Origin of the sequence: Allobaculum sp. Allo2 (genome assembly GCF_022701175.1) — a bacterium.
Taxonomy (GTDB): Bacteria; Bacillota_I; Bacilli_A; order Erysipelotrichales; family Erysipelotrichaceae; genus Allobaculum; species Allobaculum fili.
The window spans coordinates 2,334,195-2,347,879 of the sequence record NZ_CP078088.1 but is presented as its reverse complement, the minus strand read 5'-3'; the positions used below and the strand labels follow the sequence as shown (position 1 = coordinate 2,347,879).

At 48.5% G+C, this 13,685-nt stretch carries 19 protein-coding genes and 3 pseudogenes; 12 read left to right on the top strand and 10 right to left on the bottom strand.

Going from position 1 to position 13,685, the window contains the following annotated elements; translation table 11 throughout:
- The first annotated feature begins 65 nt into the window (after positions 1–65).
- From rapZ to KWG61_RS13470, 5 genes and pseudogenes are all read left to right on the top strand, one after another.
- Positions 66–898: pseudogene (rapZ, locus tag KWG61_RS13495) on the top strand (RNase adapter RapZ).
- Entirely contained in the window at positions 895–1,872 is a 978-nt protein-coding gene (yvcK, locus tag KWG61_RS13490) for a uridine diphosphate-N-acetylglucosamine-binding protein YvcK (protein ID WP_230268348.1), read from the top strand. Before rapZ ends, yvcK begins: the two are co-directional and overlap by 4 nt.
- A pseudogene (gene whiA, locus KWG61_RS17810) lies at positions 1,856–2,796 on the top strand (DNA-binding protein WhiA). The gene yvcK and the pseudogene whiA overlap by 17 nt, the downstream one beginning before the upstream one ends.
- The gene (locus tag KWG61_RS13475) at positions 2,793–3,245 is read left to right on the top strand and encodes a hypothetical protein (protein ID WP_242744283.1); all 453 of its coding nucleotides are present in this window, start codon (positions 2,793–2,795) and stop codon (positions 3,243–3,245) included. The pseudogene whiA and the gene KWG61_RS13475 overlap by 4 nt, the downstream one beginning before the upstream one ends.
- 14 nt (positions 3,246–3,259) lie before the next feature.
- Positions 3,260–3,421: a hypothetical protein gene (locus tag KWG61_RS13470; RefSeq protein WP_242744282.1), complete on the top strand. Its 162-nt coding sequence runs from the start codon at positions 3,260–3,262 to the stop codon at positions 3,419–3,421.
- Between the two features lie 193 nt (positions 3,422–3,614).
- On the opposite strand, the gene KWG61_RS13465 is transcribed toward KWG61_RS13470, so the two are convergent.
- The 10 genes from KWG61_RS13465 to KWG61_RS13420 all read right to left on the bottom strand — a co-directional run bounded on the left by KWG61_RS13465 (position 3,615) and on the right by KWG61_RS13420 (position 9,492).
- On the bottom strand, positions 3,615–4,202 hold the full coding sequence (locus KWG61_RS13465; RefSeq protein WP_256460891.1) for a transposase: 588 nt from the start codon (positions 4,200–4,202) through the stop codon (positions 3,615–3,617).
- Between the two features lie 316 nt (positions 4,203–4,518).
- The gene (locus tag KWG61_RS13460; protein WP_230268352.1) at positions 4,519–5,079 is read right to left on the bottom strand and encodes a transposase; all 561 of its coding nucleotides are present in this window, start codon (positions 5,077–5,079) and stop codon (positions 4,519–4,521) included.
- Between the two features lie 128 nt (positions 5,080–5,207).
- Positions 5,208–5,372, bottom strand: a complete 165-nt coding sequence (locus KWG61_RS13455) for a hypothetical protein (RefSeq protein WP_242744281.1) — start codon at positions 5,370–5,372, stop codon at positions 5,208–5,210.
- A complete protein-coding gene (locus KWG61_RS13450; RefSeq protein WP_256460890.1) occupies positions 5,369–5,818 on the bottom strand; it encodes a helix-turn-helix domain-containing protein in 450 nt (149 codons plus the stop codon). The genes KWG61_RS13455 and KWG61_RS13450 overlap by 4 nt, the downstream gene beginning before the upstream one ends.
- A 174-nt stretch (positions 5,819–5,992) precedes the next feature.
- On the bottom strand, positions 5,993–6,673 hold the full coding sequence (locus KWG61_RS13445; RefSeq protein WP_242744279.1) for an IS110 family transposase: 681 nt from the start codon (positions 6,671–6,673) through the stop codon (positions 5,993–5,995).
- Positions 6,649–6,834, bottom strand: coding sequence for a hypothetical protein (locus KWG61_RS13440; protein ID WP_242744278.1), 186 nt, complete (start codon positions 6,832–6,834; stop codon positions 6,649–6,651). The genes KWG61_RS13445 and KWG61_RS13440 overlap by 25 nt, the downstream gene beginning before the upstream one ends.
- Before the next feature lie 281 nt (positions 6,835–7,115).
- Entirely contained in the window at positions 7,116–8,507 is a 1,392-nt protein-coding gene (locus tag KWG61_RS13435) for an IS66 family transposase (protein WP_242744277.1), read from the bottom strand.
- The gene (locus KWG61_RS13430; RefSeq protein ID WP_242744276.1) at positions 8,449–8,802 is read right to left on the bottom strand and encodes a hypothetical protein; all 354 of its coding nucleotides are present in this window, start codon (positions 8,800–8,802) and stop codon (positions 8,449–8,451) included. The genes KWG61_RS13435 and KWG61_RS13430 overlap by 59 nt, the downstream gene beginning before the upstream one ends.
- 86 nt (positions 8,803–8,888) lie before the next feature.
- Positions 8,889–9,269 (bottom strand): IS66 family insertion sequence element accessory protein TnpB, encoded by a 381-nt coding sequence (gene tnpB, locus KWG61_RS13425; RefSeq protein ID WP_242744275.1) that lies wholly within the window; start codon positions 9,267–9,269, stop codon positions 8,889–8,891.
- Position 9,270: 1 nt separating this feature from the next.
- Complete coding sequence (locus KWG61_RS13420) at positions 9,271–9,492, bottom strand: hypothetical protein (protein WP_230268117.1); 222 nt, start codon at positions 9,490–9,492, stop codon at positions 9,271–9,273.
- Positions 9,493–9,948: 456 nt separating this feature from the next.
- On the opposite strand from KWG61_RS13420, the gene KWG61_RS13415 reads away from it, so the two are divergent.
- From KWG61_RS13415 to KWG61_RS13385, 7 genes and pseudogenes are all read left to right on the top strand, one after another.
- Positions 9,949–10,239 (top strand): hypothetical protein, encoded by a 291-nt coding sequence (locus tag KWG61_RS13415; RefSeq protein ID WP_230268548.1) that lies wholly within the window; start codon positions 9,949–9,951, stop codon positions 10,237–10,239.
- A 63-nt stretch (positions 10,240–10,302) separates the two neighbouring features.
- Positions 10,303–10,968: a transposase gene (locus KWG61_RS13410; RefSeq protein WP_242744274.1), complete on the top strand. Its 666-nt coding sequence runs from the start codon at positions 10,303–10,305 to the stop codon at positions 10,966–10,968.
- Between the two features lie 276 nt (positions 10,969–11,244).
- The gene (locus KWG61_RS13405; protein WP_367614397.1) at positions 11,245–11,511 is read left to right on the top strand and encodes a NusG domain II-containing protein; all 267 of its coding nucleotides are present in this window, start codon (positions 11,245–11,247) and stop codon (positions 11,509–11,511) included.
- Entirely contained in the window at positions 11,508–12,008 is a 501-nt protein-coding gene (locus tag KWG61_RS13400; RefSeq protein WP_230268474.1) for a Gx transporter family protein, read from the top strand. The genes KWG61_RS13405 and KWG61_RS13400 overlap by 4 nt, the downstream gene beginning before the upstream one ends.
- Positions 12,009–12,131: 123 nt before the next feature.
- Positions 12,132–12,554, top strand: coding sequence for a hypothetical protein (locus KWG61_RS13395; protein ID WP_242744272.1), 423 nt, complete (start codon positions 12,132–12,134; stop codon positions 12,552–12,554).
- Positions 12,548–12,847: a hypothetical protein gene (locus tag KWG61_RS13390; RefSeq protein ID WP_242744270.1), complete on the top strand. Its 300-nt coding sequence runs from the start codon at positions 12,548–12,550 to the stop codon at positions 12,845–12,847. The genes KWG61_RS13395 and KWG61_RS13390 overlap by 7 nt, the downstream gene beginning before the upstream one ends.
- A gap of 153 nt (positions 12,848–13,000) precedes the next feature.
- Positions 13,001–13,650 (top strand): annotated as a pseudogene (locus tag KWG61_RS13385) (redox-sensing transcriptional repressor Rex).
- Positions 13,651–13,685 lie beyond the last annotated feature (35 nt).

Below are 13,685 nucleotides of genomic sequence, written 5' to 3'. Positions count from 1 at the left end.
AATACGAAGTTAATCCAAAGAAAGGAGCGATCTCTGTGGAAAAACAGCTTGTCCTCGTTACCGGCATGTCCGGTGCGGGTAAAACCTCTGCCATGAATGCGCTCGCCGATCTTGGCTACAACTGCATTGACAACTTCCCGAAGGAGCTTTTGAACTCTCTGGAAAAACTGATGGAAAGCGATGATCCGGCTTACGACCGTCTGGCTCTGACGGCGTCGAGTCAGGACTACGTCGATTTCATGAACTTCTTTGACGCCCTCAGCCGTCCGCTGCAGGTGATCTTTGTGGATGCCAGCGATGAAGAACTGCTGCTGCGCTACCGCTTTACGCGCCGCATGCATCCGCTGCTTCTGAAAAATCAGGCGTCCACGCTCGAAGAAGCGATTGAGCTCGAACGCGATTCCTTTAAAAATCTTGAAGAAAACATGAAGGATACCCTTCACCTCGATACCACGCGGCTGACCCCGCAGGCGCTGGTCAACGCGCTCAAACCGTATTTCAAAACCCGACCGAACCGGAATTTGCGATTACGTTCCAGTCGTTTGGGTTCAAGCACGGCGTGCCGATGGATGCCGATGAAATTATCGACGTCCGCTTTCTGCCCAACCCGTTTTATGAACCGGCCCTCAAGGATCTGACGGGCAATGACGAAAAAGTGTACAAGTACGTCATGGAACGCGAAGAAACCCGGGAATTCAGCCGGCGTCTGAAAGACTATCTCGACTTCGTGTTTGAAGCCTACCGTTCGCAGAACAAGAACCACATCATCGTGGCGATCGGCTGTACGGGCGGTCAGCACCGTTCGGTCAGCGTCTGCAACTGGCTCAATGAACAGTACAGGAAGGAGTACAAGACGTACTGCTTCCATCGCGATGCCGTCAAGGAGGATGAAGCATGAAAAATGTGGTAGTCATTGGCGGTGGTACTGGTCTTTCCGCGATGATGAGCGGTCTCAAGCATCTCGAAGATGTCTCGCTCACGGCCGTCATCACCGTAGCGGATGACGGCGGATCCACCGGGAGGCTGCGCGATATTTACCATACTCCAGCCATGGGCGATATCCGCCATGTTCTCTGCGCCATGGCGGAAGTCGAAGATGACCACCTGTTCGCGGATTTGATGAACTTCCGTTTCAGCGGATCAAGCGACATCGGCGGTCATCAGCTGGGCAATCTGATCTTTCTGGCGCTTATGGACATTACCGGCTCCTTCATGGGCGCCGTACAGGCCATTTCCAAAGTCCTGAAAGTACGAGGCAACATTTTGCCCTCTACCCTCGACAACGCGATTCTTTACGCTCTGATGGCGGACGGAACGCTCGTTCGCGGGGAAAAGAACATTCCAAATACGAACAACTCGATTTCGCGCGTGTACTACGTCGACGAAATTCATGCCTACGATAAAGCGATCACGGCCATCGAACAGGCGGATCTGATCATTTACGGAATCGGCTCTCTTTACACTTCAATTTTGCCCAACCTGATCATTCAGGATGTCGGCAAGGCAATCGCAGACAGCCCGGTTCCCAAAGTGTATTTCTGCAACGCGATGACGCAGCCCGGCGAAACCGACGGCTTTTCCGCGGAAGATCACGTTCGCGCCATTGAAAAGCACACGTTTAAAAATTCCGTCGATCTGCTCGTGATCAATTCGCAGCCCATTCCGCAGGAAACGCTGGACCGCTACGCCAAGCAGGCAAGCTATCCCGTCACCTTGAAGGAAAGCGACCATACGTACGCCATCCTGGAAGAAAAGCTGTCCATCGTGGATGAAAACGGACGGATCCGTCATGACAGCGACGCTATCGCCCGCAGCGTACAGACCATTCTGAACACGCTTGACGAAGGGAAAGAAAATGTCGTTTTCAAGTGATGTCAAAGCCGAGATCAGCAAGCTTTCCTTTTCCGGCGCACAGGCAAGGGCGATGCTTTGCGCGCTGTTTCTTTCGAGAGCTTCGCTGAACTGGAATTCGCAGGGAACCTGGCTTTCCTTTCAGACGGAAAATGCCTCCATTGCCAAGCTGGTGTTCCAGCTTCTGAAAAACGAGTATCAGGTCGATATCCAGCTTTCCACGCTGAAAAAGATGAATCTGAAAAAGAACAACGTCTACCGGCTGATGGTGTATGAACAGGCTTCGGACATCCTCGAAGATCTGGGCATTTTGCGCGAAAGCGGCCTGTACAGCGTGCCGCCGTATACGATGGTGCGTTCCGAGAAAAACGCGCGGGCTTTTATTCAGGGTCTGTTTCAGCCTCCGGCAGCATCAACTCGCCAAAGACGGCCAATTACCATCTGGAAATGAATCTGCCTTCGCAGGAGCTGGCGCAGATGACGATCAAGCTGATGAACCGCTTTTACATTCCGGCCAAACTGCTGACGCCGAAAAAGGGCTTTGTCGTCTATACGAAAGCCGGAGACAAGATCGCGGATTTTCTGCGTCTTCTGGGCGCCAGCCAGTCGCTGTTCGAATTTGAAGGCCAGCGCATTCAGCGCGACTTTTACAATCAGCTGACCCGTCTGGACAACTGCGAAGTAGCCAACGAGATGAAAACGCAGAAAGCCGCCAGCGAACAGCTCGTCTGGATTGCGACGATCGAAGAGCGCGGCATCAAGGTGCCGATGAAAATTTCCAACGTCATGGAAGCGCGCAAGCAAAATCCGGAAGCGTCCACGCTGGAGCTTTGCGACGCGGTTTTTGATCTCTTTGGAGAAAAGATTTCCAAATCGGGTATGAAGCACCGTCTCGCGAAAATCCGCGAACTGGCTTGTCCGCAAAAGGAAGAAGCAGGCGTATGATCCGCAAATTCTTTTTCTCCTTGAAACGGCGCGTACAGACACTGATGCGTTCAAACGCCTCGTACAGAAACCAGTCGCTTTTCAAAAGGCAGCGCAAGTCCAGAGGACTCCTTGCCGCTGGCCTGTGTATAATGCTGACGGGCTGTTCGCAAAACCTTACCCTGACCAACCAGACGTTTGTGCTGGAGCTGGGCGTCGACGTCTACGCCAATCCCTCACTTTATCTCGAAAATCCGGAAAAAGTCGATCTGGACCGTCTGAGCGTAGAAGCGGATGCGCCGGGCATTACCATTACGGACAACCGCTTTGTAACCGTCGGCCTGGACTATCTGACGGTCGGCGAGTATAACTTTCTGATCCGTGACGGACAGGAAACCATACCGTTCGTGATCAAGATCAAGGACACAAAGGCCCCTCTCTGGCGAGATCACCGTCCAGCCTCGACTTAAAATACGGACAGGACGTGAACTGGGATGACGTGTTTGGCGCCAGCGATCTTTCGGGCGTTTATTACGAGGCTCCTTCGGATCTGACGTGGAATACCGAAGAGCGGGATGTGGATATTCGCATTCGCGACCGCTTTGGCAACAGCATTACCAGAACCCTGCATATTACCGTCTCCTGATCTGAGGCACGGCTTTGAATTTTTCAGTTTGCTGTGGAACCTTACGCCTGGATCTTGTAAACTCGCGAGTATGCAGGGAAATTTCAGGCAGATATTTTTGAAAATGTGAAAGTCTTTAGATGATTTATGGCACGACGAAAAGCCCTCCTTGCGAAGGGAAATTTTTCTTAGCCGTCATCATTTGTATTCTGCGTTATACCAACAATGACTTGGTTGTTGTTTCTGCCAGTTGAAAGGGAATTCCAATCTGTTTAAGCAGGATCTGCACCTTTTCAATAAGAACTGGATCTGATTCTTTTGTCAGTTCAACCAGTTCTACGGCCGTTTTCTGAATTTCGTGGACGTTCTCCAATTCCACGAAATTCTCGGCTTCGGTGCAGCTGTTTTCTTCAACCGTCTCGTTCTCAGCCGGGACCGCTGTATTCGATACGTCAGATTCATCACTGGGCCGGAAACATTCTCCGGTTCGAAGCATGTGATAGGCTGCTGTCATCATTTTTCTCGCAATAGCCACCAGAGCTCTCTTCTTGCCTCGTCTGCCAGAAATGGCTTTATACTTATTGCCAAAATATGGATTTTTAACGGCGTTGGGAGCGCACTGAATCAGTACAGGCTTCAGGTATCTCCCACCCTTTCCTATCTTCACTGATTTGTGCTTTCCGTTACTCTGATTACTTGCGGGACAAAGACCGCACCAGCTTATAAAGTGCTTCACGTTTACGAAGCAATCCATTTTCGGACCGATTTCGCCGAGAATCTGTTTCGCCGAGAGATGGGAAATCCCAGGAATTGGTGAATTGAAATAGTAAACGCACCCATTGAACTGATAAAAACGAGCGTTCCATTTACTGTTTCAAAATCTACCTTTCCTCTCAATTTCCTTTATCTAAGCCAGGAAACTGAGGGGATTTTTCTTTACCAGGGCCGCGTTTCGCCTTTTCTGTGCTTCCATGCTAAAATTTTTGAGTTGGAAGGACTAAATGCAGCCACGACAAAAAGAGCAGTTGATTAGTGTATTTTTTACTCCGATACTAAATGCAACTGCCAAATATGTGAATTAAGGTGTGTTCGTTCTCCTTCTTAACTCTCGTTATTGTTTAGCGAGTTAACAGATCTGGCTTCAAGTGGACAGAAGCCGGATCTATTTTTTTGATTCCTAGTTTTTCCACAATTTCAGAAGATTTTTCCAGAAAGCAGAAATAATCGTACGGCGTATGACCGTGCAGACTTTTTAATCCATATGAGTTGATATGCGAGACAGCGATGTTCAGCTGCTCCTGACTGGTCAGTCCCAGCTTGACTAAATCAAAAATATGGCCGCCTCGGTTCTTCGGGGAAATTCTCCTTAAAAGAAGATGTTTGTTCTCAACGGAGGCTTTCTGGATAGACTGCATCGGATCGCAGTAAAACACTTTCACACCGAGTGCTTCGATTTCTTCGACTGCAGTAAATTCTGAACCGAGATCGGTCAGAACCACCGCGAACAGTCGTCGGAAAGTCTGGGCTCCAAGCTGATCGTGGAGAGTTTTAAGTCCTTCAGACATCGCCTGAGCGGTCTTTTCTGTGTGGTAAACAGCGAGAAACAGATGGTGCGGATCGCGAAATAGAAAAGTCTGCATGAATGGCCCGTTGGTTACGTCGTTATAGACCGTATCCATTTCAACTACCGATACACCTGGGTGTGAAGCGAGGTGTTTCTGAAAATCCTCATAAGTTCGGCCTCAAACCACAGAATTGTCTTTCCGCTTTTTCGTTTTGATAGAGGGCTTGAATCGGATTTCTCGCTTTACCTTAAGGGGAGATCGATATTTAAGACTCCCTGATCGGCTAATTCCCGATGTTCGATCCAGGTATAGACAGTACGCTCCGTTACTGGGATCTCTGGGCAGCGCTGACAGATAGAGGAAAGAGACTGCCCGTTTTTAACTCCTTCACTGATGATGCGTTTCACATATTGGAATTCTTCACCGGTAAGGTTGATCCCAGTGCGCGATTCTCTAAGAGTTTTTTCGTACTCCTCCTGCGCCTGTTTCGCTTTGTAGAGGCGCTTTTCGAGTTTGCACCGCCGAGGCCGATGGGCTTTAGGACATCCGTTGCAGAATCCTTTTTGTCTCTGAATTCGCAAGGAATCGGCTTTCGCTTTTTACATGGAGATTTACAAATCCCGTTGTCAGGGCTGCATTCATGAATACAGACGCAATCCCAGATGACAGCTTTACCGTTGGAATCAGATTCCTTAAGACACGGCTGAAAGGAAATGTGCGCTTTGACTTCGCGGCTGACGGTGCTTTTAGACTTGTCGATCTGTCGGGCGATTTCAGCCATAGAAAGCCCCTGGTCCAGACCGTCTTGAATCAGTTTTCGAGTGACAGCGTTGAGATGTTTTTGATTAGGCATAAGGCCCTCCTGTCTGTTTTGGAAGGAGAACATCGAAGACTGGCCGAATCGGTCAGTACATTTTTCGCTAAACAAGAACGACCTTAAGTTATCTGGATTGAAGGACTAAACGCAACGATTGTGGTTGAAGGACTAAATGCAACGAGAAAGAGTTCAATGGGTGCGTTTACTATTTCAATTCACCGGTTCAAGAGTTTCTTGCATCATAGATTCGTAGTCTTGAATCTGCTTAGCCGTATGGTCAATTCTTTGATAGGCGGATTTGAGCTCAAATTTCTGCGAGGGGGAGAACTTGGCGCCGGCGAACGCTTTATAAAGTTCTTCTTCTTTTTCTTTACGCTCCTGAGCATTGGCAAACTTGACGATACTGCACGATTTACGAATCCGCTTCTGTACTTCTTCCAGTACCGGCACCTCCGTGTCCAGCAGGTATTGGATAACATTCCTTGCCGATTCCCCTTCAACACCCGAGAAGATCAAATCAAGTCGGATATTGGCTTCGGTCAGGATATTTCGAATGCGACGGATATCGTCGCCTCTGACGTAAACCAGTTTTGTCCGCGTGCGTGACAGTCGTCTGGCTTCTCGAATGCGCCGTTCGGGAATATAGGATTCCCTGAGAAGGCCGTTAATTCCCAGTTCTGCGATCCACGCAGCGTCCTTCTGGTCTGTTTTCTGACCAGTGATCATCCGCACGTGTTTTGGATTGACTATATGCGGAATCAGCTTTTTCTCTTCACAGACGTTGTAAACCGGTGTGGAGTATTTTCCGGTGGATTTCATGTAGACATCGATCGGATCATGCGGCTGAGATTTCAGAATTTTCTTCGTCATCTCAAGAATCCAGTCACACATCTCAGAAAGATCCGTATGGTTGGATCTGAACTTTTCGATTTGAGCTTGAGAACGTCCACATTGGTTTTAGGATCTTTCACAGAACAGCAGACCCAGGCGTAGACATTGTTTTTATGAACATCGAGTCCGGCGCAGACGGACTTTTGAATCTGAATGGTCATGTCTAAGCTCCTTTCTGAAAGAAACAGGAACCAGAGCAGAGAAGTCGATTCTTTCTGTAAGAGCTCGCCAATCTGATGAGTAAGCGTCAAATAGAACCCGTCTAGAAATCGAGCGCAGACTCCTTCACAATTTCCGTGAAGACGTCTGCGCTCTTCTTTATAAAAACTGCTCGACCGACTGCCCAGTGGGCTGCTGGTTGAGCAGTTTGAAGGCTTTTGTCTGCGAAAAGCGTTTGGCCACGAGAAAAGGCCAGAATTTCTTCTGGCTTTTTCGGATCTCTCTAATTTTCTTCCCTTTCCACATACAGATCAGCCGGCAGCGTTTTCGAATATGGAAGCAGCCCCTCAACGATATGGTCCTGGAGTCCCTGTGTGGATAAAACATCCAGAACATAGACCAGATACTTTCTTGGATCCAGGCCGTTGAGAATAGCGCTCTGCAGGATCGTGAAGCAGATGGCTGTGGCTTTGGCTCCTCTGAACGTATTGGAAAACAGGAAGTTCTTTCTGGCCATTACGAATGGCTTCACCATTCGCTCGCACGCATTGTCATCGATTGGAGTTGCTCTGTCTTCTAAGAAAGCAGCTAATTCTTTTCGATTTTTGACGAAGTATTCTGCAGCTTTCTTCAATTCTGACTTTGGGGCTGCGCCATCGTAGATTTTCCACATCAGGGCTTCGAGGGCTTCGAACACGGGACGGCTTTCCTTATCTCTGCGGATCTGAATCTGCTCAGGGGTTTCGTGCAGATTTTTGGCTGTCCGTTCGATTTTATAAAGCTTCTGGAACAGAGCGAGGGCTTTCAGGGTCAGGCTCAGGCCCAGGTTCTCTTCCTCCTCCAGAAACTTCGTTTTCTCTTCATCACTCAGTTTCAGATACGCTTTGTAATCCCTGCGTGTTTTGAGGTGATCCGTGAGCTTGCGTCTGGCATGTGCCATACAGAAGGCAAGCGTGGCGTCCTTATATATCCTGTGTACATCCGCTGCGTCACAGATGATTGTTCCGGAATAGTCCGGAGAAAGGAAATCCGCAAACGCCTGCTTATCTTTGCGCTCGGTGGCGTGATAAACGACCAGCTGGTGATTTTCCGCCCAGCTGGTACGGGTAACAATAATGGTCCCCATCTTGTTGCCCCCGCTTTTCGAGCTTTCTAATACGCGTAAAGGCGTCTCATCCATATGAATGTGTCCGCTGTGTTTCAGATCTTTTACCATGCGGTTGTATATCGACTCCAGATACTGTTCCGAAGTTTCTATTCCCCAGTTGCTCATTGTCTGTCTGGTCAGATAGAGCCCCTGCCTGTTGACATCCTGCTCCTGACGGTAGAACGGAAGGCCAAGCACGACTTTGTCGGAAATGATTTTCCCTGTCAGAGAAGGGGAAGCATAACTTCCTGGAAACAGCTTGGATGTTTCTGGCTTAGCCTGGAAAATATGTGTCTCTCCGTTTTCGTCTTCATACAAATAAACAGGGTAAATATCGCGCTGTACATACCACTGTGCAGGAACGTGAACGATCTGGTCATAAACAACAGACTTAAGCTGGACACATTTATCTTTAACCGCTTCAAACTCTGGACCGGTCGGTTCGATGGTATTGGTGATCTTAGGAAGATCATTGATATTGTCGTGAAGAGTTTTCTTTTGCCCTTTGAGTCTGAACGATTTCCTCATCCTCCTGTTCTTGAGAAAGATTCTCAAGGACAGACGCTGCTTTAGAATTGGCATCAAGATGCCCTTCAGGAAGGTTCTCAAACAGAGAAGGCATTCCCTCCGAAGAAGTCCCAAACCGCTCATTCCTGCTCTTGATTCTCTTGATGAAGTTGTAATTGAACATCTCGGAAATCTGAGCGGTTATTTTGAGAAGTTCTTCTTTGGAAGCATCTTTGAACATCTCTAAAACATCTTCTTGTTTCACTCCATCCGGGCTTTGAATAAGACGGAGCAGGCTGGAGAAATCATTTTTCATGCCTTAACTATATCATATAATTCCATCTATATCAATTAATATTGAATATTATAAAATTAATATTATTCTTATTTAGTATAAGCAGATTATATCGAAAGGATATGCAGAATCGTCAGATCAGAGGAACAGGGAGTCGTTTTCTTGTAGACCTTTCCCGTCTCCATGTTCAGACCGTCCAGCAGCCAGTTCAGCTGCTGGGATGTGATCGACACGATCCCATCTCCTGTAATTCTCCAGTCGAAATGTCCGGAGTTGAGAACCTTGTAGAACAGCCAGGTTCCCGTTCCGTCATAGTACAGGCACTTGATGCGGCCCTTTGAGCGATTGGTGAAGATGAAGAGAGATTCATCGAAAGGGCTGAGCTTAAACTGATCCTGAACAAGAGCAGCGAGACCGCCCATTCCTTTTCTGAAGTCGATCGGATCTTTGGCGATATAGATATTTGTGAAGCTGAATTTTGATTCCATCTTATTTTTCCTCCTGAATGACGACTTTGAAGAACGCCAGATCTGAAAGCTCTGGCGCCTTTTTCTGTTCAAGCTTTTCTACCGATTCGACGCAATGAACCATGCGTCGAAAACGGGTATAGTCCAGATCTCGAGTCCGACAGAACTGTTTCATAGTCAGTTCGGGATGAAGATAGAAATCTTCGAGAAGTGTTTCCCACTTCATAAGGGTTTCGAGTTGCATAAAAAACCTCCGATTCAGAATAATTTTCCGAGATCGGAGGGGTGGCGCTAGACGGGTTCTATTTGACGCTTACATCTGTTTCTGAAGGGTTGGTGCAGCTTTAGCTTTACGTGGCATAAGTGGTCTCCTTGTATAAATTTGTCAGGCTCAAGCTGATTGTATCAGTCTGATGCCTTGATGGAATTTACACAAAAGACCTTACTCTCTCCATATTTTTTACTCCGGTTATAGATATTGAAATTGCTATATAAAAGCAATGCCATTCGGTTAACGGTTTTGTAGATTGCCAAATTATCCATTTGAGATAATTTGTCTTTTTTGTGGCAGGAAGTTTAGGAAGTTTCAAAACTTGTACAAATGAGATTATTGACAAAATCGCGGGCCCTTCAGGCCATAATCCAGCGGAGCTTGAAGGGGTCATTTTCCCCCTTTCCAAATTGGAAAGGAACTATTGACATGCCGCATTTAAGCTCCACTGCATTCGCTTTACAAACCGCCATGGGCTCTACTGTGCCCTCCGGTCACCATCCATCGCCTGACCAGCTGCGTACGATTCTCCAGGAATCGACCGCAACGGTAATGAGCGGTCATGCGAACTACCATCAGAACAGCGCCTTCTGTCGTGACACCCAAAAGCTGCCTCTGGATAAGCTGGTCGACTTTATCTTCTCCATGCAGAGCACGAATCTCCCGATCCAGCTTGCCTCTTATGCAGGCTTCTGTGAAGAAAACCAGTTTGCCAATTAAGCACTGAGCGAAGCTAGAAGCAAGCTCCGTTCCGACTTCTTTAAGGACATCTTTGAGCAGGTCATGAGCAGACTGCTCCTTACAGGTGCCTTTGAGGATCGCAAGTATCTTTACCCGACGTATGCCATTGATGGCTCCACTCTGCATCTCGAACCCTTTAACAAGGACAGCGACGACTTCCTCCGGACCAAATCTCCAAAACGCAAACGGGCTGGAGCCCATGTGGTCGCTGCTTATGACGTAGATAATAAGCTCTTCACAGATGTAGAAATCCAGAAACTCGCTAAGAAAAACGAACGCATCGGTGCTCTTGAACTGATGCGCCGAATCACAGAAAAAGGGATATTTATCATGGATCGAGGATTTCATGGTTTCAGTTTAGAAAAGGCGATCATGGATTTGGCGCAGCTGTTTCTGATTCGTCTGAAGAAACGAGACTATCAGGCTCTTCTACAGATTGCAGAAGAATACGACATAGATCCGGAAGTAGATATCACAAAGAATCTGATTCTGGTCAAAAGAATCTGGCCAAGTATAAAGGCGACGCACTCCACTATCCGCTACGCGGAAAAGATAAATCCTGTCTGGACGCAAATGGCGAGTGCAATTTCACCATTCGAAAAAGACCCGCAGAGCGATGCTGCGGGTTTTCTTTGGCCTGCATGGATTTCCAAACCGAGTGCGGCCTGTTTCGAAAACCAAAACCCAGGCCGTGATCCGGTATACTGAATAGTAAGACAGAAAAGGAGGCAGACCCATGCCAGAGCGCAAAGATTATCCGGAAAATTCATTCAGTCCAGAGCGCAAAACGGCAGAGACGGATGCAGCGCTGCCTCAGACGTCGCCAAAGGGTACGACGCGTTCCAGATCGTCTCGACGCGAGCGGATCCGTCCGGACCTTTCCAAAGACGGTCTTCGCAAAGCGGACAAGATTCTGATCGTTCTTTTGCTGGCGTGTGCAGTGCTTCTGCTTTTTCCGCTTCTGAACTATAAAGAAGGCGGCTCATATGCCGTCGTGAAAGTGCGCAGCGAAGAAAAGCTCCGGCTTCCGCTCAGCGAAGACGGCGAATATTCGGTGGAAGGCACCTTAGGCACGGTCCACATTTCCATAAAAATGGTAAGGCTGCGGTCACGCAGGAAAACTCGCCCCATCATTACTGCTCCCGACAGGGGTATGTAGATTCGCCGGCGGTTCCCATTGTCTGTCTGCCCAACGAGACGATTGTGACGATTGAGGGCAGTGAAGCCCAGGAAGATACGGTGATTCAATGAACCGGACAATTCGTAAAATGACGATTCTTTCGCTGCTGATCGCGGCAGCGATTCTCATGCAGATCGTCGAATCTTTCTTTCCGCTGATTACGATCATTCCCGGCTACAAAATCGGTCTGGCCAATATTGCCGGCCTGTTCGCGCTGTATGCCTATGGACCAAAGGAAATGTGTGCGGTTACCGTACTGCGCATTTTCCTGGCTTCGCTGGCCACTGGTACCCTCTTTTCCGTCAGCTTTCTGCTCTCGGCATGCGGATGTACGCTGTCTCTGATCGGCATGACGCTGGCATACCGTTCGGGCTGGTTTTCCATTTACGGAGTCAGTACGCTGGGTGCGGCCTGTCATACGATCGGACAGGTCATTGCGATTGCCTGGATTTATCAGCAGTTTTTCATGGGCTTGTTTCTGCCGGCCCTGCTTGCGCTTTCCGTGCTCTCCGGACTTTGCATCGCCTGGATTGCCCGGCAGGTGCTCATTCGCATTCGCCTGAATTAAGCACGAATAAGCGCGAATGGGTAAGAAGATCGTTATACAAGACGGGCTCTGGCCAGCGAAACTAAGCCCGTGCAAAACGATGCAAAGTTGAAAATCCGGAAACTGAGAAAGAGAGGCGGCCTCATGGAAGATACTTACTGCGCGATTCTCATGCAGCTTGAACAGGATATGAAAAATGAAATTTCGACGGCTTCCCCGTCCAGAGAAAAGCTTCAGCGAACGATCAGCGCGTTTAAGCCGGAGCAGATCTCGGCACAGACCGCTTTAAAGGCACTCGATCTGGAGCTGCAGATCGAGACCGAAAAGACCGTTCCTTCGCAGGCCAATATTGCCGCGTGCCGTCTGTGGCATGCGGCGATTGAAAACGCCAGAAAGGATTCGGACTGGCGTCTGCTCTTTGCCCGTATGGACTTCGAAAACGCCTTAAATGGACAGGAGCCAGAAAACAAAGGAAGGACACGTATTCTCTTTGATGATCACAGGCGCTTAAGAAAATGGGTCGGCGCTCTTCTCGTACTGCTTACGGTTCTGCTTTTGGAGTGCTGACAATTGCGCTTCGCTGGTCCTACGGGGCCTGCCTGATCGTTCTGTTCCTGTTCATGAATCTGGCGCTCTGGATTTGCGAAGTGGCCTGGCCCATGATTTTGCGCCGGCGGATTTTACGGGACAGCCGGCAGGCAGCGCAGGGCGCTCTGCGCATTTTTCTGAAGAAAATCGCTCTCAATCGCTGGATGTGGTCTTTGCCCTCGCTTGTCCGCCTGTTTAAGGCGTGGTCGAGCACCCTCTTAAAAAGGGAAAGAAGCAAGCCGTCTAAACCGATCCGTACAGAAAAATCATAAAAATCATCGTAAAACGCTCGAGGCTGCTCCCATTTAGGGGCGGTCTTTTGAAAATACAGACATATCTGTTTTTTGGATTAAAAATCTCTTGTTCAAATAAGAGATAAATTCACAAATTAGGAATTCTTTGTTATGATTGGAGCGGTGATAATCATGAAAAACGCAAACTCTGTTCCAAAGGCGACCCTGCAGAGATATCCGGTATATCTTAAAGCGCTTCGTAAACTTCAGAAAAACGGGGTTTCCAAAATCATGTCGCGCGAGCTGAGCAACTTCGTAGACATTGAACCGACTACGATCCGCCGCGATTTCTCGTTTCTTGGAAACCTGGGAAAACAGGGCTACGGATATGATGTAGACAAACTGATCGAGATTTTCAATCAGGAGCTTGGTGTAGATTTTGATGAAAAATCATTCTGGTCGGTGCCGGCAACCTTGGCCGTGCCCTGATGAACTATAACAAGTGGGATTATGTCGTCGGCGAAATCGCCTGCGCGTTCGATATCGATCCGGCCAAGACCGGAAACATGTTCGGCATCAATGTATACTCGCTCGATGAGCTGGAAACACGCATCCCCAAAGGATGCCGCATTGCCATCCTGACCATTTCGGAAGATATCCAGGCTACCGTTGACCGTCTGATTGCCAACGGCATAATCGGCATCGTCGATTTTACCCACCAGCATTTTCAGGTTCCGCATCACGTGATGGTCAAAGCCGTTGATGTGGTCAGCTCGATTCAGGAGCTCGTTTTCACGACCAACTCCATGGACAGCGCCTCCACCAAAAACGGAAACAGCTAAGCTGTCTGCACTTGCCTTTTTCTGCGAGAAGGCAG

Excerpts from the sequence above, each read along its gene's own strand:
- yvcK (WP_230268348.1), top strand. The coding sequence starts at position 895 with ATGAAAAATGTGGTAGTCATTGGCGGTGGTACTGGTCTTTCCGCGATG.
- KWG61_RS13475 (WP_242744283.1), top strand. The coding sequence starts at position 2,793 with ATGATCCGCAAATTCTTTTTCTCCTTGAAACGGCGCGTACAGACACTG.
- KWG61_RS13460 (WP_230268352.1), bottom strand. The coding sequence starts at position 5,079 with ATGGATACGGTCTATAACGACGTAACCAACGGGCCATTCATGCAGACT.
- KWG61_RS13450 (WP_256460890.1), bottom strand. The coding sequence starts at position 5,818 with ATGCCTAATCAAAAACATCTCAACGCTGTCACTCGAAAACTGATTCAA.
- KWG61_RS13445 (WP_242744279.1), bottom strand. The coding sequence starts at position 6,673 with ATGTGTGACTGGATTCTTGAGATGACGAAGAAAATTCTGAAATCTCAG.
- KWG61_RS13440 (WP_242744278.1), bottom strand. The coding sequence starts at position 6,834 with ATGACCATTCAGATTCAAAAGTCCGTCTGCGCCGGACTCGATGTTCAT.
- KWG61_RS13435 (WP_242744277.1), bottom strand. The coding sequence starts at position 8,507 with ATGAGGAAATCGTTCAGACTCAAAGGGCAAAAGAAAACTCTTCACGAC.
- KWG61_RS13430 (WP_242744276.1), bottom strand. The coding sequence starts at position 8,802 with ATGAAAAATGATTTCTCCAGCCTGCTCCGTCTTATTCAAAGCCCGGAT.
- tnpB (WP_242744275.1), bottom strand. The coding sequence starts at position 9,269 with ATGGAATCAAAATTCAGCTTCACAAATATCTATATCGCCAAAGATCCG.
- KWG61_RS13420 (WP_230268117.1), bottom strand. The coding sequence starts at position 9,492 with ATGCAACTCGAAACCCTTATGAAGTGGGAAACACTTCTCGAAGATTTC.
- KWG61_RS13415 (WP_230268548.1), top strand. The coding sequence starts at position 9,949 with ATGCCGCATTTAAGCTCCACTGCATTCGCTTTACAAACCGCCATGGGC.
- KWG61_RS13410 (WP_242744274.1), top strand. The coding sequence starts at position 10,303 with ATGAGCAGACTGCTCCTTACAGGTGCCTTTGAGGATCGCAAGTATCTT.
- KWG61_RS13400 (WP_230268474.1), top strand. The coding sequence starts at position 11,508 with ATGAACCGGACAATTCGTAAAATGACGATTCTTTCGCTGCTGATCGCG.
- KWG61_RS13395 (WP_242744272.1), top strand. The coding sequence starts at position 12,132 with ATGGAAGATACTTACTGCGCGATTCTCATGCAGCTTGAACAGGATATG.